At 43.1% G+C, this 17,275-nt stretch carries 16 protein-coding genes and 2 pseudogenes; 17 read left to right on the top strand and 1 reads right to left on the bottom strand.

Annotation, left to right across the window (positions count from 1 at the left end):
• Positions 1-111: 111 nt before the first annotated feature.
• From yycF to DCM90_RS06140, 9 genes are all read left to right on the top strand, one after another.
• Complete coding sequence (yycF, locus tag DCM90_RS06180; RefSeq protein WP_109250456.1) at positions 112-834, top strand: response regulator YycF; 723 nt, start codon at positions 112-114, stop codon at positions 832-834.
• 40 nt (positions 835-874) lie between these two features.
• Positions 875-2,770, top strand: a complete 1,896-nt coding sequence (gene walK, locus DCM90_RS06175) for a cell wall metabolism sensor histidine kinase WalK (protein ID WP_109250455.1) — start codon at positions 875-877, stop codon at positions 2,768-2,770.
• Positions 2,757-4,055: a YycH family regulatory protein gene (locus DCM90_RS06170; RefSeq protein WP_165815232.1), complete on the top strand. Its 1,299-nt coding sequence runs from the start codon at positions 2,757-2,759 to the stop codon at positions 4,053-4,055. The genes walK and DCM90_RS06170 overlap by 14 nt, the downstream gene beginning before the upstream one ends.
• Before the next feature lie 20 nt (positions 4,056-4,075).
• Entirely contained in the window at positions 4,076-4,915 is an 840-nt protein-coding gene (locus tag DCM90_RS06165) for a two-component system regulatory protein YycI (RefSeq protein ID WP_109250453.1), read from the top strand.
• A gap of 190 nt (positions 4,916-5,105) precedes the next feature.
• Positions 5,106-5,915, top strand: coding sequence for an MBL fold metallo-hydrolase (locus DCM90_RS06160; RefSeq protein ID WP_109250452.1), 810 nt, complete (start codon positions 5,106-5,108; stop codon positions 5,913-5,915).
• Positions 5,916-6,046: 131 nt separating this feature from the next.
• The gene (locus tag DCM90_RS06155; RefSeq protein WP_109250451.1) at positions 6,047-7,354 is read left to right on the top strand and encodes a S1C family serine protease; all 1,308 of its coding nucleotides are present in this window, start codon (positions 6,047-6,049) and stop codon (positions 7,352-7,354) included.
• 556 nt (positions 7,355-7,910) lie between these two features.
• Positions 7,911-8,390 (top strand): 23S rRNA (pseudouridine(1915)-N(3))-methyltransferase RlmH, encoded by a 480-nt coding sequence (gene rlmH / locus DCM90_RS06150; protein WP_109250450.1) that lies wholly within the window; start codon positions 7,911-7,913, stop codon positions 8,388-8,390.
• 696 nt (positions 8,391-9,086) lie between these two features.
• Positions 9,087-9,947 carry an abortive infection family protein gene (locus DCM90_RS06145; protein ID WP_109250449.1) on the top strand — a complete coding sequence of 287 codons (861 nt, stop codon included), beginning with the start codon at positions 9,087-9,089 and terminating at the stop codon, positions 9,945-9,947.
• 388 nt (positions 9,948-10,335) lie between these two features.
• Entirely contained in the window at positions 10,336-10,986 is a 651-nt protein-coding gene (locus tag DCM90_RS06140; protein WP_109250448.1) for an HXXEE domain-containing protein, read from the top strand.
• On the opposite strand, the gene DCM90_RS06135 is transcribed toward DCM90_RS06140, so the two are convergent.
• Positions 10,987-11,544 carry a hypothetical protein gene (locus DCM90_RS06135; RefSeq protein ID WP_109250447.1) on the bottom strand — a complete coding sequence of 186 codons (558 nt, stop codon included), beginning with the start codon at positions 11,542-11,544 and terminating at the stop codon, positions 10,987-10,989.
• 539 nt (positions 11,545-12,083) lie between these two features.
• Between DCM90_RS06135 and DCM90_RS10110 the strand changes: the two are divergent.
• The 8 genes and pseudogenes from DCM90_RS10110 to DCM90_RS06090 form a co-directional block, all read left to right on the top strand.
• Positions 12,084-12,452: pseudogene (locus DCM90_RS10110) on the top strand (ATP-binding cassette domain-containing protein); the annotation flags it as partial.
• Between the two features lie 21 nt (positions 12,453-12,473).
• Positions 12,474-12,866, top strand: coding sequence for an ATP-binding cassette domain-containing protein (locus tag DCM90_RS10105; protein ID WP_109250446.1), 393 nt, complete (start codon positions 12,474-12,476; stop codon positions 12,864-12,866).
• Positions 12,841-13,605, top strand: coding sequence for an ABC transporter permease (locus tag DCM90_RS06120; protein WP_109250445.1), 765 nt, complete (start codon positions 12,841-12,843; stop codon positions 13,603-13,605). Before DCM90_RS10105 ends, DCM90_RS06120 begins: the two co-directional genes overlap by 26 nt.
• Before the next feature lie 67 nt (positions 13,606-13,672).
• Entirely contained in the window at positions 13,673-14,704 is a 1,032-nt protein-coding gene (locus DCM90_RS06115; RefSeq protein ID WP_109250554.1) for a sensor histidine kinase, read from the top strand.
• Complete coding sequence (locus DCM90_RS06110) at positions 14,701-15,309, top strand: response regulator transcription factor (RefSeq protein WP_109250444.1); 609 nt, start codon at positions 14,701-14,703, stop codon at positions 15,307-15,309. Before DCM90_RS06115 ends, DCM90_RS06110 begins: the two co-directional genes overlap by 4 nt.
• Before the next feature lie 281 nt (positions 15,310-15,590).
• Positions 15,591-15,755: a hypothetical protein gene (locus DCM90_RS10005; RefSeq protein ID WP_165815231.1), complete on the top strand. Its 165-nt coding sequence runs from the start codon at positions 15,591-15,593 to the stop codon at positions 15,753-15,755.
• A 15-nt stretch (positions 15,756-15,770) separates the two neighbouring features.
• Positions 15,771-16,700, top strand: a pseudogene (locus DCM90_RS06095) (NAD-dependent epimerase/dehydratase family protein).
• Between the two features lie 9 nt (positions 16,701-16,709).
• Positions 16,710-17,162, top strand: a complete 453-nt coding sequence (locus tag DCM90_RS06090; protein ID WP_109250440.1) for a hypothetical protein — start codon at positions 16,710-16,712, stop codon at positions 17,160-17,162.
• The last annotated feature ends 113 nt before the right edge of the window (positions 17,163-17,275 follow it).

The raw sequence follows: 17,275 nt of genomic DNA, 5'->3' as shown, positions 1-17,275 counted from the left end.
CACTTATACGTAAAGAGTGCCCCAATGCTAGGCGGTATGTTAACGTCCATTGGCTGGCCCGCGACGAAATATCGTCGTTACTGGACTTCCTTAAGGAGGAAATTAAAGATTATGAAAAAAATTCTTGTTGTTGACGATGAAAAACCAATTAGTGACATTATTAAGTTTAACCTGACCAAGGAAGGGTATGAAGTCTATACCGCTTACGATGGTGAAGAAGCCATCAAACAGGTCGATGAAGTTGATCCTGATTTAGTGATTCTTGATTTAATGCTGCCCAAAGTTGACGGGTTAGAAGTGGCCCGCCAAATTCGGCGCAACCATAGCATGCCAATTATTATGGTAACGGCCAAGGATTCCGAGTTAGATAAGGTTCTGGGATTGGAACTGGGCGCAGATGATTACGTGACAAAGCCCTTCTCTAACCGGGAACTGGTGGCCCGGGTCAAGGCTAACTTACGCCGGGAAGATTCACCGTCTGCAGCGCAGAATGATGACGATCAGCCAGAAAACAAGGATATTGTTATCGGTGACCTTGTAATTCACCCAGAAGCTTATTCCGTTTCAAAACGGGGGAAGAACATCGACCTCACGCACCGTGAGTTTGAACTCCTGCATTATTTGGCTCAACATATTGGGCAGGTAATGACGCGAGAACACTTGTTACAAACCGTTTGGGGCTACGATTACTTTGGTGACGTCCGGACGGTAGATGTTACGGTTCGGCGGCTGCGTGAAAAAATTGAGGATAACCCCAGCCACCCAGAATGGCTGATCACACGGCGGGGTGTCGGATACTATTTGCGTAACCCCGAAAGTGACGAAGCAAAATAATTCGAATTAGATTCAATCGGAGACTAGGAGTTCGTGCAGCGTGAAAAGTAAAATTAAATGGTACCAGTCAATTCACTTCAAAATTGCGCTGGTTTTTGCACTCTTATTGTTGTTGACGTTAGAGATTGTGGGGGCCGTGTTTGTCCGCCAACTTGAACGACAAAGCCTTAACACTTTCAAATCAACGATGGAGGTGCCAACCTACATTGATAATCGGTTAGCTGATGAGTTAACGGAGACGAGTACCACCCAGGCCAACAAACAAATTAATAGTACGTTATCCGAAATTAATAATACTTCCAGCGCCCAAATTCAGATTATTGACAATAAGGGAACCATTCGGGGCACGAATCAAGCGGAAAACCAAGGGATTATTGGACAAAAGACGACGGATACGGCGATTAAAAACGCCATTTACAATAACCGTGACGTTTCAAAAACGACCGTCAGCAACAATAACAGCCGGTACTACGTCACCATTACCCGGTTGATTAAGACCCAGGGAAATAATAGTACCTTAGTGGGGGTTATTTACCAGCGGGCCAACTTAGATTCCGTGTACCAGACGATTAATAGTGTGACGCTGATTTACCTGTCCGCAGCCCTCGTGGCCATTGCGTTAGGGTTAATTATGGCGATCGTTATTTCCCGGGCAATAACCCGCCCAATCGATGAAATGAAGAAACAAACGATGCGGATTGCCCGGGGCGACTACTCCGGTCAAGTCCACGTTTACGGTCAAGATGAATTAGGCCAACTAGGGAGCGCCATTAACAACCTATCCGTCCGGGTGGAAGAAGCCCAGGAGTCGACCGAATCGGAACGTCGGCGGTTGGATTCCGTGATGTCCCACATGAGTGATGGGGTGATTGCGACCGACCGACGGGGTAACGTGACAATCATTAATGAAACGGCTGTTGACTACTTAGATACCGAAACCGACGAAGCCGTTGGTAAATCCATCCTAGATATTCTAAAAATCCGCTCCGATCATACGTTGCGGGATCTATTAGAGAACCCAGACGATCTGATCTTGGACTTTTCGTCTGATCGGCATGATTTGATCCTTCAAGCTTACTTCTCGCTGATTCAACGGGAATCCGGTTTTATTTCCGGGTTAGTGTGTGTCCTGCATGATGTTACGGAACAGCAAAAGATTGACGCTGACCGAAAGCAGTTCGTTTCTAACGTGTCCCATGAATTACGGACGCCGTTAACGAGCGTGCATTCCTACGTTGAAGCCTTATCCGAGGGGGCTTGGCAGGATCCCGAAGTGGCGCCCCAATTCTTAAAGGTTGCCCAGGATGAAACGGACCGGATGATTCGGATGATTAATGATCTTTTAACGCTATCCCGGATGGATTCTGGTACCCAAAAGCTGGATATTGAGTTAACGAACATTAACGAACTCTTTAACTACGTGTTAGACCGGTACGACATGATGCTGAAACAGGATGATAGTCCGGAGCATCAGAACACCCGGTTAGATGACCCGAATAAAGAGGGGGTCGGTAAGAAATACACCATCAAACGGGAGTTTACCCAGCGGGATCTATGGGTTGACTTAGATACCGACCGGTTTACCCAGGTGCTTGATAATTTAATGAATAACGCCATCAAGTATTCCCCAGACGGCAGTGTCATTACTTGCCGGTTGATTGAAACGCATAACAATGTGATTTTAAGCGTATCAGACCAAGGCCTTGGCATTCCCCGGGCAGATGTTCCGCACATTTTCGACCGGTTCTACCGGGTGGATAAGGCGCGGTCACGGGCTCAAGGTGGAACGGGATTAGGACTCGCAATTTCCCGAGAAGTCATTCAAATGCTAGGCGGAAAAATTTGGGTTGATAGTCGTGAAGGCCGCGGCTCAACCTTCTACATTTCGTTACCGTACCAACCTTATGAGGAGGATTTATGGGATGAAACTGACTAAATCCTTGCTGCCAATTACGTTAGGGATTACGGTGATCATCAGTATCATTCTTTCCGGGCTGATCTGGACTAACCCAGCCCACTTAGAACGTAACCACCAGAGCAGCGGAACGAGTACTTCAACCAATTTGAACTCGCGCCCAATGCAGGATATTTACTTGCCGACCCAGGCCGTTTACACCACGGAGGCGGGTCACGCTGAACAGCTCAGCAACCGAAAAGTTAATTTAATGTCTGAAATTCGATCCCAAATTCAGGGGTGGCAGGACCATACGACGGTCAAAGAAAGCCAGGTGAGCCGGCGGACGTACATGGCTTACCTGAAGCAAAAGGATAGCTTGACGCTGTCCTACCCGTCGGCGGTTACCGTTAAAACCTTGAATAAGGTGTTTAAGTTTAACGTGCGGCTCGCACCGAATACGGAGGTTAACCGGATTATGATCCCTCAGACGGAACCGGACACGTTCTACTTCCTTAGCGACAGCGGGTATCATGTTTACCGGATTCAGATTAAACGGTCTAATCCGGAAGCGTTGACGATGCTCTTAAAGGGGGACCTCGTCCGGTTACCCGTTCGGTGGGATTGGTTAAACAACCAGGCGATGACATACTACACGTCCAGCGTGAAGATGGCGTCGTACAGCTACCTAATGAATCATCAGTCGGCCGATTACTTCGTTAACCGACTGATGAATTCCGGCGAAAATACAAATATTAACGTCAAACGAAATAAGGATAGTGTGACCTATTCTGACGGATCAACCCGGAACCTGACCATCGTCAACCGGGATAATACCGCAATTTTTGAGGATTATGGGACCATGAAGTCGCTGACGACCTACACGGATCGGCTGCAGTATGGTTACCAAAGCCTCGTTTCAACTGGGGTGCCGATGGAAAACGTTCGGTTCTTTGACTATAACGCCCGGGGGAAAAAGTTAACCTACCGCAGTTACGTGGAAGGATTCCCCATCTTTAACCAAACGAATTACGGGGCCGTCCAAATTTCGGCCCTATCCGGAAACGTTCACCGTTTCAACTTTTCGTTATACAGTTTACAAGTTCCGGTACCCGCTGACGAAGCCGATAAAACCCTGGCTTCGACCGATACCGTTTTGAATCGCTTAACCGCAGCGGGACTTGATAAGGCTAAGATTAACGGTCTGCAGCTGGGCTATAAATGGTCGGAATCAAGTTCCTCGGATAAGGTTGTGAACCTGGCGCCAACTTGGTATATTAACTACGATGGTCGCTGGGAGACCTACCAGGATCTCATGGGTGAGTGATGTAAGAAAGGAGAAACGGCATGAACTTTCGCCGGATTGAATGGATCTTCTTAGTGGGGTTCATCATGATTGATATTTTTTTATTCGTGGCGTTTCAACACGATCGGACATCGCAATTGACGTCTCAAACGTCAAAAAGTTCGAACGCAAATATCACAGTGGTTAGGGAAATGAAAAACGATAGTATTTCCCTGCCGAAGCTGTCTACCGAGGAAGATGACGGTTACTATATTTCGGCCACGGCGGATCCAGATTTGCGGTCTGAACTCGGGACACTCCAGGGTCAGACAGCCCGCCTAGACGACGCCAAAAACATCATCAGTACGTTTAAAAACAATATTACGGTTAACCGAAAATCACCGGAAAAGGTGCTGGATACGGTCGTTGATAATCCGGTCAATATTCTACACGGTGATGAGTACCAGTACAGTCAACAGCTGTCATCGACGAATACCGTGGTGTACGTCCAACAAGTCACGGGCGGCAACGTGATGTCACGGGCCGGTGAGATTCGGTTTTCCCTTAATGATAACGGAAATGTTTTAGGGTATTCTCAGGGGTACCTCGCCAACGTGAAGACGCTGCGGGAACGGGCAACGATCATTTCGCAGGAAAAGGCCCTCTCCTGGCTGTACCAGTATAATCAAATTCCGAATAACGCCAAGGTCAAGTGGGCAAAGCTAGGTTATACCCAGTACTTTACGTTAAAAAACGCTAGCATCTATATTCCAACGTGGATGGTTGAAATTAAAATGGAAAGCGGCTCAACCACCCTTAAAAAGGTGAACGCCTTTACCGGGGCCATTATGTCCGATAGTTCAGACGGTGACGCCAAAACAACGGATACAACAACCTCTTAGACTGAACGAAATAGAGTTATGGCACTGCAATCAGGCAGCCTAACCAACTCCGATTAAAATCGTAATCGAAGTTGGTTAGGCTGCCTGGTTTGTTAGTGGGGACTTTTTTAGGCTAATTTTTCCGCGAATAATTGGCAACGGGCAAGCGATGCGCTAGAATGGTCTTATGATTTTGAAAGGATAGGACGACATGAATTCAGACGATACAATGAGGGTAAGCGTGTTAGCCAGTGGAAGTACGGGTAACGCGTGTTACATTGAAACGGACCAGGAACGGATTCTGGTGGACGCTGGCCTCAGCGGCAAGAAAATTGAGGGCTTAATGGCTTCAATTGGGCGCACCATGAACGACGTTGATAGTCTACTGGTGACCCACGAACACAGTGATCACCGCAAAAGCGTCGGAATTCTTGCCCGTCGCTACCCGAAGTTAAACGTGTATGCCAATAAGGGAACGTGGGATGCGATGGCCCCCCGGATCGGGAAGGTCAGCTTGGAACAGGAAAATCTGTTTGCACCCGGAACCGTCCAGACGTTGGGCGACATCGACGTGGAAAGTTTTGCGGTGTCGCATGATGCCGCCGAACCCCAGTTTTACGCCCTCCACCACCATAATAAGACCTTCGTTATCTTAACGGATACGGGTCAGGTGACGGATCACATGGAGGGGGTCATTTCGGACGCGGATGGCTACCTCGTAGAGTGCAACCACGACATTCAAATGTTAGAAAACGGGGACTACTCGTGGTCGCTGCAACAACGGATCATGAGTGACCACGGGCATTTATCCAACGTGGACGGTGCCAACGTTTTAATGGATGTCATGGGTAACCACACGAAACATATTTTTTTGGGTCACCGCAGCCAGCATAATAACATGAAGTCGCTCGCTCACTTAACGGTTGCTTCCATGATGGAAGACAACGACTACGGGGTGGGACACGATTTCGAACTGCTGGACACCGAGGCTGAGCAGGCTTCGAATTTGATCGTTATTTAAGACCTTTTAATAATCTTGAGACTAAATTCAAGAAATTTTCATATTCTCACTATATGATAGATAATATAAACTGCAGTGGGGTCCTTTCGATCTTACGAAGGAGGGAAGAACGCTTAATTGCGTGATTAGGTATGGATAATAACGATAATCAACAAAATAATAATCAACGGCCAAAACAACACGGGTCGTTTTCACTTGGTAAGGTAGCTGGAGTGGCACTGTTAGCCGGGTTACTCGGCGGGGGGATTGCTTACGGTGGTGCGAACTACTTTGCGAACGCCAACGAGGCTTCCGATACGGCGGTTCCCGTCAGCAGCAACAAGTCGGGCAACACCAAGACGTCCAATGTCACGGTGAACGTTTCGACTCAAGCCAATAAGGCCTACAACTCCATTAAGGGGGCCGTCGTTTCCGTCATTAACCTGCAACGGGAAAATACGAGCAGCTCAAACGGATTAGAAGCGATCTTTGGGAATGGCAGCTCCTCTAGCTCTAAATCAGGGGCCTTACAGGCCGCCTCAGAGGGTTCAGGGGTAATTTATAAGAAGAGTAAGAACGTGGCTTATATCGTCACGAATAACCATGTGGTCTCGGGAGCTAACAGTCTCGAAGTGGTCTTAAGCAACGGCAAGAAAATTGACGCCGACCTCGTTGGGAAGGATTCCGTTACCGACCTCGCCGTCCTGAAAATTAACGGCGCCGACGTTAAGACGGTTGCGTCGTTTGGTAATTCCGATGATATTAAGGTGGGCGAAACGGCCTTAGCCATTGGTTCGCCACTCGGGACCCAGTACGCTTCAACGCTAACGGAAGGGATTATTTCCGCTAAGAAACGGACCGTTCAAACAACGAATTCATCCGGCGCCCAAACGGGGAACGCCACGGCCATTCAAACGGATGCCGCCATTAATCCCGGCAACTCTGGGGGCCCCTTGACGAATATTGCCGGTCAGGTGATCGGGATAAACTCGAGCAAGATTGCCAGTGACGACGACGGGACCAGCGTGGAAGGGATCGGGTTTGCCATCCCAAGTAACGAAGTGGTCAAGATCATTAATCAACTGGTATCTAAGGGAAAGGTTGAACGGCCCGCGTTAGGAATTACATACGTTGACTTAACGAATGTTTCCACGAGCCAGCAGAAGTCCATTCTAAAGCTGCCGTCAGACGTCAGTTCCGGGGTCGTTGTGATGGGAACCAGCTCATCTAACTCACCAGCTCGGGCGGCCGGATTGAAGAAGTACGACGTCATTACCGAAATGAACGGCAAGAAGATTTCCGATACGTCGACCTTGCAGGACCTCCTCTATAAGTACGACGTTGGGGATACGATCAAGCTGACGTATTATCGGAACGGTTCTAAGAAAACGGCCGATGTCAAACTGACTGAAACAACGTCACAGATGTCGAGTTCCAGTAAATCAAGTGCCGAAAGTTAAAAACAGGTGTTTACATCAAAAAACGGGTCGCTCATTTGAGGGTGTCCCGTTTTTTGACGGTTTCATTTAAAAATCCGAATATTGGACCGGTCCAGTGGTTGCTTGCTACCACTAAACGGGCAATTGCCATTTAAGAATGCGAACAAAGATGAGATAATAAAACGTGACCATTCAGACCGAAAAAGTAAAGGAAAACTTTTAGTGGATTAATCTGTGGATAACGTTGTGGATAACTTGTGACTTCGGTAAAATAAGAAAAGAAACAAAGTAAAATGGGCATTTGTTACAAAATTAAAGTTATCCACAGGATATGTTGGTAACTGTGCAAAACTTTAAAATCGAACAAAATAATCCGCTTCAAATGCTGATATCATCGTATTTTTCCGTGTGTGTCACGAATGCACGTTCTGTTGGTAACTGTGGATAACTTTATTTTTGGTCTGAAATCGATCTCAAAATAGAAGTTTTAGCCGTAAATCCAGAAAATGCAAGGATTTTGCCTCTTACAAGTACCTGTGGAAAACTTTGTGGATAACCTGTGAATTAAGGAGTAGTTATGAACATTAAATTAGTCGTTGTCGGTAAGTTAAAGGAAAAGTATTACAAACAGGGAATCGCTGAATACGCTAAGCGCCTCTCCCGCTTCTGCAAGTTCACCATTGTCGAAGTTCCGGATGAAAAAGCGCCTGAATCGCTTTCTTCGGCGCAGATGGATCAAGTAATGCAGGCTGAGGGGGATCGCATCCTCAGCAAGATTAAGGACCGCGAGTACGTGTTTGCCCTCGCCATCTTAGGTCAGGAACGGACTTCCGAGGCGTTTGCTAAGGAAATTAAGGACCTTACAACGTACGGCCATTCCGACCTCACGTTTGTCATCGGCGGATCCCTTGGACTCGCACCAGAAGTTTTAAAGCGGGCAAACACCCAAATTTCATTCGGCAAGTTCACGCTTCCGCATCAATTAATGCGGCTGGTGCTGACGGAGCAGATTTACCGGGCGTTTATGATTAATGAGGGGAGTCCGTACCATAAGTGACGGGGGTGAAATAATTAAGGAACTTCACACTACAATTTATCTAGAATAGAGTTCTAGTCAATTCTATAAATATATATATTCTAACTATGAAACTCATCCAGAGAACTGAATGGGTTTTTATTTGTCTAAATAATTAACTTAATATAGAAATTGGATCACTTTATCTTAATAGTACTTATCTATAGTTGTGAAAATCATAAATTAATCTAAACCTACATAATAAATGAACTCGTGGGTATTTGAGGTGCACTATTAGACCCAAAAATCGAAATAAAAGTCATAAAACAGAAATTCAAATACTGTCAAATCAACAAATGTAAAAAGATATTCTATTAACTAGTAAAATGCAAAAGAAAAAAATATAAATTAATTCTAATAAGTGCTAATTTCATACGCAAAAAGGACGGGAAAATGTGGGAGTTAATACTAATTCCACCTAACTAATTAGGGCTGTAATTACTAGCACCCTGGCATTCTAAGAATCTAAACAGGTAATGTTAGCGGAGTTATGTGAATAAATATTAACATTTATCTAATGAAACAAAGCTTTCATAAAATAATAATAACAATGAAAATTTTGTTGAAATTAATTTCATTTTATGTTATAATACATATTAAATAAAAGTGAATCGGAACATATTTTTTTAAAAATAAATGTAACCGATTACAGAAAAGGAGACGTACCATATCGAAAATATGTTACAGAAACAAGAAATTGAAAGACGGCTTATGTTGCCAGAATTGAAGCAGTACGATGTTATTACAGTTAATGAAAGCTTTGATGATGTAGTGGCCGCGCTTAGTGATGGACGATATGATAGTGCAATAAATTATAGTAAAAGTATGCTTGAGGCTTGTAGTCGGTGGATTTATAAACAGAAGATCGGTCGTGATTTGCCTAAGAACATGGAGTTGAAACAAAAAGTTATGGGGGCTATAGATACTTTAGAAGTGCAATCAGCAGATGATAAACTGTTTAAGCAGATGATTCAAGACATGTCTTTAAAAATTGGAAAGATACGCAATAACACTTCAGAATCTCATGGGCAAGCTAGTCGTAAGGTACGACACTCTGAAGTTCAGGCTGAATTTATTGCAACAACATCGACCGCTATCTGTAATATGCTACTGGAGCTGTTTTTTTCAACTAAGGGAACGAAGGATAATATAATTGGTTCCCATATTAAAATGAAGAATGGTTTCGAACTTGCACGTGATAATGACTATATCGTGAATGATAGAAAAAGTAATGACGCTGTTACTTATAATCTTGAGAAAGATACTAGAATTATTCAGCAAATTTGTATAACGACCAAAGTTATTTTGACACCTGGACTAGATGTTGAGACGCTTCATAATATTGTCCAACCATACTTACCAAATGATGTTAGACTAGCTCCGGAGCTTAATAAAGATTCCGTGTATAAATATTATTACTATTCTGAACAGTGTGATCTTTACGTCTCAATAATTATTGAGTCTTTAAAGCCGAAGGATGGAACTCAAATTTACATTACTATGGAATATCCCGATCAACAGGGTGGGGGAATTTTCTAAAAAAGAATAGATTAAGATGACCTTCTAGTATTGGAAATGAAATTTTCGTACTATAAAGTTGTTTCAATGTGATTTAGGTACTTGAATTAGCTGCAGTGAGAATCGATACGGAAGTCCGTACCATAAGTGACGAAGTCATGGACATATAAAAAGCTAGAGAATAATCGACAAGCAAAAAGAGGAAGCGTTCCAAAATGGACTTCCTCTTTTTGCTTGTCGTGAGATTGGGTTTACATGGATAAAACAACTAAAAAATAAAGTTAAAGAGTAAATTTTCCAATGCACTCCAACTTTTTCCAATAATGTAGCGAAACTACATTATTGGATTGAAAAGCATTGTGGACTGCAATTACTATTGTCAGTAAGTTAAGTTTAGGAGGTAGGTTCAATGACAATTTGGTTGTGGTTCGTGCGGTGGGGATGGTTATACTGCATGCTAGCAATGAGTATCCTTTTGAGTGTTCAACTAATTCTTAATTGGCGGTCCTGGAATACGTTAACTAAGCTAGGGGCGTTTACTGTGATTGTACTGACTTTGCACGTTTGGGAAGAATGGGTTATTCCAGGTGGCTTTCATGTTATTTATAATCTTCATTCTCAGTTTCCTGATCGTTATCCAATGAGTGAATTAACAGATATGTTAACTAACTTTTTAGGTGGTTTGCTATGGTTTAGCCTGACGGAAACAAAACATTTTGACCCCAGAATGGGGGTGGCAACGGCATTGTTTAGCTTCTTTGAATTCATTATTCATAATTTTCTAGCCCTCCAGTCCTTAGCTGCATTTGGAAGGGTTGGTCAAAATGTATATTATGCGCCAGGATTGATAACGGCGACTTTATGTTGGTTACCACTGGATATTGGTTTTGTGGTTTATTTTAATCAGCATCAGCCATCATTGAAAATATTTAGCCAGGGAGTATTAATCCTATTATTGATGACCTTTTTTATTGTTCAATTACCCGAGAAAGTGCTGAAGAACCCAATTAATCCGTATGCTTTTGATAATCAAGGTTGGTATCAACAATTTAAAAAATGACTAATCGACAGTGTTTTGGGACAGAATTTTAAGTTGGTTTTTAACAATTTTAGTTAGTTCTTCGGGAGTCTCTTGTTTTCCATTTTTAATCCAAGTTAGTAAAATGCTGATTGTGACACCGGTGCGAATTGCCATGAAATACTCAGCGTTTTGTGGGATAACCTTTGGGTAAGGAAATTTATCCCATAACAGTTCAGCGTTTTTTAAGTGACTAGCATAAATAATGTCTGGACGGTTGATTGCGAGAAGGGTCTCTAGAACGTCACTTCTAGTTAGCCAAAAACTAAAATAGGTTGGCAAAAACCTTATTTCATCAAAAAACATATCCTGTGTTAGTTGAGATAGAATCTGTTGAAAGCAGAGGTTACAGTACCACGTTAGGACATCAAGGAGATTATCAAAACTACGATAAAACGTAGATCTGGCAATACCTGAATCTCTTTGAATATCGGTCACAGTGATTTCTGAAAAGTCTTTTTTATGTAAGCAACTTACTAGACTCCGATATATTTTTAGTGCGGAACGTTGTGTTCGCTTGTCTGATTTAACGTGATCCAAAACTTTCTCCTTGAGTAAATTTATTGTTAAGTAAAGTATAGATGACTTTTTCCTTTTTGATAATCATGAATGGTTTATCGAAAAACTAAAACGGCTCTACCTTATCATAGGTAATAGAACTATCCCAGTACTGTTGAAGACAATTGATACCCATTTTTTAACTAAGCTGATTTAGTTTGGCGGAGATTGGGCCAGTAGTTACGGGGACCACAACCAAATAAGCAAAGGGACCAAATCCGATCAAATGACAATCGAACCTGGTCCTTTTGCCTATTTGGCATGGTCTGAACGTCTTAAGTCCCTGCCTCTTTTTTATATCCATACTAATTGATGACAAATGTCACGCTAACTTCATGACAACCGTGACTATAACTACTAGTCAAACTCAATTACGATGGTAATTAGAGGTGATAATGATGCAGATTATTTCAGCACGAAATGTAACCGTGAGTTATGGGCAAAATAAAGTATTTAGCAAGTTGAATTTTACAATTAATCAGGGAGAAATTATTGGATTGATTGGGTAAAATGGAGCGGGTAAAACGACGTTATTAAATAGTTTGCTTGGTGTATTACCGGCACAAGGAGAGATATGTATTTTTGGTGGGCAACCCGGTAATAAAATTGCCAGGAAGAAAACTGGATCGATGTTACAGGGGGATGTCGTTCTACAAGGGATAACAGTTAGTGATTTTTTGCAGGAAATGGCATCAGCTTACCAAAACCCAAATGAAATAACTGCAATTTTGCAGAGCCTCAATCTTACAGCTATTCAGCACAAGGCCCTCACGACATTGTCTGGTGGTCAATTACGGCAAGTGACTTTTGCGTTGACCTTAGTTGGTAATCCAGACTTGTTATTTTTAGATGAACCTACTGTGGGGATGGATGTGACTGCTCGACAATGATTTTGGAAGCGAATCACCGCAATGCGAGACCAAGGCAAAACCATCGTCATTACGTCTCACTATTTAGAAGAGATTCAATCAGTTGCGGATCGTCTGATGATTTTACAAAAGGGACGGTTCATTTTTCAGGGGAGTTTTGCTCAACTACAGGAAAGATACCAGCAAACACAAATCAGTTTTAAAACGACTCTGCCATTAGCGGATTTTGATCGTCTTGATCAGGTAATTGATGCAACGTACGTGGGCGGTCGAATTGTATTATCAAGTCGGGACAGTGATGCGACAGTTCGAGCACTGGTGCCTAAATTAGCCTATATTTCAAACTTAGTCATTATGAAGGAGTCGCTTGAAGAATTATTTATAACATTATCTAAGAGGGAGAAAGCTAATGAAGCGACTCAAGCAAGAATTTAGTTTTGACGGTAAACGGTTAGTCCTGCGCAACGGCTCATTCCTATTTTTTTCACTTTTGATGCCGGCCGGATTTTATCTTTTATTTACTAAGATCCTGATTACTGGTGATCAATCTCAGATGAGCCATTTTTACCTTAGTTATATGGGAAATATGATTGTTTACAGTGGGTTGATAAATGGTCTATTTAGTATTGCCAGCGTTTTGATGCATGATCGGAAAGCAGGCTTTACACAACTGTTGTCGCAATCACCATCCGGACTAGGAATTTACTACACGATTATCTTTTGTTGGGCACTTTTGATGAACTTAGCGGCTGTCATTCTCATTGGTGTTTTAGCGGTGACGGTAAATCAGGTCTCACTTTCGGTTGGTGACTGGTTGGCAATTGGTAGTCTATCATTATTGGGCCAGCTCCCTATCCTTGGTGTTAGTGCCTTGATTTCATTTGTATCGCGGGAAGAAACACTCAGTCTTTTGAGTAATCTGATTACCTTTCCGTTGGCAATTATTAGTGGTCTTTGGTGGCCGATCTCTATGCTGCCAACGTGGGTGCAACACATCGGTAAGTGGTTACCGCCTTATTTTACTAACCAGTTATTAAATGCGGTGGCGGACAATGGTACACTATCAATGAGTTATATCTGGGGGTTACTAGGTTGGTTTCTTCTGATTATTGGGATACTATATAGTGTTCTTCGGATCAAAATGAAGTGGGGTGGTGTGCTTGGCAAAGCCTAAATGGCAAGCGAAACTTGAAAACTTAAAGTGGACCAATTATGTTTGGCTTTTCTATTTACCATTTAATATGCTAATTTATTTACCAGCACATCGGCCCTCTGATTGGTTTTGGTTGGGGATGATTGCCGTTTTCTTCATTATTTATGTGTTAGTGGCTGAAATTCCACGTTGGTGGTCCGTGACAATTCCATTAGAGCTTATCGTTACAGGTGCGTTTTCAATTTTTGGATTTAACAACTATATGATTATTTTTCCAGCATGGCAGGTGTCATTTTTACTTGGTAGACGGACAAAACGTCATTTTATCGTGTTTGCGATGGCCTATGAACTTATTTTGATCGGCGGTTTAATTCGGTTTAACAGTTATCATCCGGGCGTTTTGACAATGAGCAATCCTGATATTGAAGGGCTGTTTTTCCCGGTCGCTTCACCGTTCTTAGCCTATGTATTTTCACGATCCATGTGGCAAAGACGTTCGTTAAATCAAACGAATCGGCGGCTAGAAGCCATTATTCAACGTGATGAACGCGAACGAATTGCCCGGGATCTTCATGATACACTTGGCCAGAGTTTCTCAATGATTACGATCAAAACGGAATTAGCTAAAAAGTTATTGACCAAAGCCCCAAAACAAGTCCCTGCAGAGCTGGATGATATTGCGGCCGTTAGTCGCAAAAACCTGCAACTAGTGCGTCAAATCGTGAATGATTTACATGATCAATCCATTAGCGAAGTACTACTTAATCAGGATCAACAATTAGAGGATGCAGGTGTGGAACTGCAAACGGTGAACGAAGATCGTGCCAATAATTGGCCGAGTAAAACTCAAGCACAGTTAGCCGCTGTGATTACTGAAGCGACCACTAACGTTATCCGGCATGCACATGCGCAAGAAGTTAGGATTGTTTTTGAAGAAACAGATGTTGGTTACCGTGTTCAACTAAGTGATGACGGGCACGGTGGCCAATATACCCGGTCTGGTTCTAATGGGATGACCGGAATGCAATCGCGGATGCAGGCTGCTGGTGGTCAGTTTACTATTCAAGGCAATAATAATGGTACGTTGATTATACTTTTACAGCCAAAGGAGAACGGATGATTACACTTTATTTAGCGGAAGATCAGGAATTACTCAACACTGCGATGCAACAATTATTGAATCTGGAAGATGATATGAAGGTTGTTGGCAGTGCAACGGATGGCCGGCAAGCCTGGCAGGAAATTCAAGCAGTAAAGCCCGATATTGCAATTTTAGATATCGAAATGCCATACCAGTCTGGGTTGACAGTGGCCGCCAAGATGAAAAATGAAGCATTACCGACACGAGCGATTATCCTAACAACGTTTGCCCAACGGACTTATTTTAATCAAGCGGTCAAAGCTGACGTAGCTGCTTATTTGCTTAAGGATAGTCCAACTGACGAACTTGTTGCCGTCATTCGTCGTGTTCAAACCGGTGAGGTTATTTATGCACCTGAACTAGTTCGGAATATGGTAACAGAAGAAAATAATCCTTTAACCGACCGTGAGATGGACATTTTGAAATGGGTAGCACAGGGGGCATCGAATAAAAAAATTGCGGCTGAGCTTTATCTCTCGGATGGCACCGTTCGCAATTATCTTTCTGCAATCTTTAGTAAATTGGGCATTCATAGCCGAACTGAAGCGATTAATTTAGCGCAGCAAAATAAGTGGTTGGTTTAAATCCCAGTGCTATGAACCATAATAAGTGTGGTGAGTTTTAAATGAAAATAAAAAAACTAAAAAAGCAGCCGAGTCCGTGTCATATCACGGATTCGACTGCTTTTTTAGTTGGCCTTAGTTAATTAATTTAATGAAATAGTTGACGTTATATAGTACATGTACTATATTAAAGACATTGTTCTTAACATACCGTTTTAAAATAAGCTTATTTAGAAACAGAGATGCCTTAATAGGAATTATAGCACATGTTATATAAAGAAAACCAAAAAGGGGATTGGATTATGAAATCAGGATTAATGATTACTAGTATTGCCGTTATTATCTTAGTTATTTTAACCATTTTTATTTACGTTGTTTATGGGAATAAACCGGATCAGCTGGCTAACATTGGGCGCATTGCTCTGATTGAAACCGTTGCAAGTTTAATTATTTGGCTCAGTATTTAGAAGGGGGCTGAAACGATGACACAAACCGTTTTGGTTTTAGGTGCGACCGGGGGTACGGGGCAGGCCATTGTCCACGAACTTCTTATGCGAGACGTGAAGGTACGGGTATTTGGGCGTAACCGTCAGCGGCTTGAATCTTTGTGGCCGAACGTTGAGACTGTTATGGGCGACATTTTTAATTTAGCTGATCTAATTAGAGCGATGCAGGCTGTGGATGTGGTTATCCAATGCGCGGCCATCCCTTACAGTCAGACAGCGATAAAATAGGTGCCACTGGGTAGAAATGTGATGGAAGCTGCTTTACAATCAAGGACAAAGGTTGTTTTTCTTGATGGCATCTATGCTTACGGTGACGCTAACGGCCTGGTGGATGAAAACTCACCGTTAGTGCCTAATAGTCGCAAGGGCAAAGCGAAGAAAGCATTGTCTGAACTGATTTTTAGTCCGCAATATGAGGATATTGATAAAACGTTGCTGCGCCTGCCCGACTACTACGGGCCAAGTATGCGGTCCGCAACCTACTTAGGGATGACACTGGATGGAATCGCTAACCGGCAGTTAACCTTTTACGTTGGACCGAAGAATAGGGTTCGTGAATACGTCTACCTGCCTGATGCAGCTAAAATGGTTGTTAACATTGCGCTAGCGAGTCGTGCTTATAATCAGGTTTGGAATATTCCGGGTCAAACGATCACTGGAAATGACCTGATTAAAATCGCTAAACAGATTTCGGGGGACACGAAGCCAGTCCTGACCTTAACCAAACCGTTGATCCGGATAGTTGGCCTCCGGGATGCCAACGTCGGTGAGATTGCGGAGATGTACTATTTAACTCGGCGCCCACTATATCTCAGTCACCACAAGTACGAGGCGCAATTTGGTCCGGTACCAGCAACGCCGTGGCAGATTGGTCTAACTGCGACAATTAAAAGCATGCAGAAATGAGGAATTAGAATGGCTCAAACGGAAGCCCAAAAACGGGCGCAACAGAAATATAACGCGAAAAACAAAGAGAAGCGTAAGGTCACCTCATACCGTAATTCAGCCCGGACCTTTATTCGGAGCTATGCAACTGAAGCCGATTTGGTGGAATTCGAAGCGCTTATCAAGGAACGCCATCGCATCAACAAGTTATTGAACCGGCTGGATGGGGTTCGGGCCTATATGAATGACCCCCAATTTCTTAAGGACGCCCAGGTGGAGATTGAAATTTGGCGCCGACCGGTCGATCTGCTCACAGATCGGTTAGAAAACGGGGGAACGGATCAAGACTGGCAGGCCTGGTTTGATAAGAAGATTGCCCCTAAATTTTCTAAGGAAGAACCCGTTGTTGAGATTACGCATAATGGTAAGCATCGGTTCTATAATGGCAACCGCGCCTATGATATTTTGGATTGGTTGGATTAACCGTTTGATATAGGATGTTTAGACTATTTTAAATAGGATGGTAAAAATTATGTTTTCTGTGTGAAACAGTTCGATTATCCACAACGGTTCCCAATCGATTAATTAAAATTTTA

This window comes from Levilactobacillus bambusae, from assembly GCF_003124125.1.
Lineage (GTDB): Bacteria > Bacillota > Bacilli > Lactobacillales > Lactobacillaceae > Levilactobacillus > Levilactobacillus bambusae.
The sequence above is the reverse complement of the archived record's forward strand: the minus strand, read 5'-3'. Positions and strand labels throughout refer to the sequence as shown.

Coding starts and splice junctions, on each gene's coding strand:
- rlmH (WP_109250450.1), top strand. CDS start 7,911: ATGAACATTAAATTAGTCGTTGTCGGTAAGTTAAAGGAAAAGTATTAC.
- DCM90_RS06145 (WP_109250449.1), top strand. CDS start 9,087: ATGTTACAGAAACAAGAAATTGAAAGACGGCTTATGTTGCCAGAATTG.
- DCM90_RS06160 (WP_109250452.1), top strand. CDS start 5,106: ATGAATTCAGACGATACAATGAGGGTAAGCGTGTTAGCCAGTGGAAGT.
- DCM90_RS06120 (WP_109250445.1), top strand. CDS start 12,841: ATGAAGCGACTCAAGCAAGAATTTAGTTTTGACGGTAAACGGTTAGTC.
- yycF (WP_109250456.1), top strand. CDS start 112: ATGAAAAAAATTCTTGTTGTTGACGATGAAAAACCAATTAGTGACATT.
- DCM90_RS06155 (WP_109250451.1), top strand. CDS start 6,047: ATGGATAATAACGATAATCAACAAAATAATAATCAACGGCCAAAACAA.
- DCM90_RS06115 (WP_109250554.1), top strand. CDS start 13,673: ATGCTAATTTATTTACCAGCACATCGGCCCTCTGATTGGTTTTGGTTG.
- DCM90_RS06170 (WP_165815232.1), top strand. CDS start 2,757: ATGAAACTGACTAAATCCTTGCTGCCAATTACGTTAGGGATTACGGTG.
- DCM90_RS10005 (WP_165815231.1), top strand. CDS start 15,591: ATGAAATCAGGATTAATGATTACTAGTATTGCCGTTATTATCTTAGTT.
- DCM90_RS06090 (WP_109250440.1), top strand. CDS start 16,710: ATGGCTCAAACGGAAGCCCAAAAACGGGCGCAACAGAAATATAACGCG.
- DCM90_RS10105 (WP_109250446.1), top strand. CDS start 12,474: ATGCGAGACCAAGGCAAAACCATCGTCATTACGTCTCACTATTTAGAA.
- DCM90_RS06140 (WP_109250448.1), top strand. CDS start 10,336: ATGACAATTTGGTTGTGGTTCGTGCGGTGGGGATGGTTATACTGCATG.
- DCM90_RS06165 (WP_109250453.1), top strand. CDS start 4,076: ATGAACTTTCGCCGGATTGAATGGATCTTCTTAGTGGGGTTCATCATG.
- DCM90_RS06110 (WP_109250444.1), top strand. CDS start 14,701: ATGATTACACTTTATTTAGCGGAAGATCAGGAATTACTCAACACTGCG.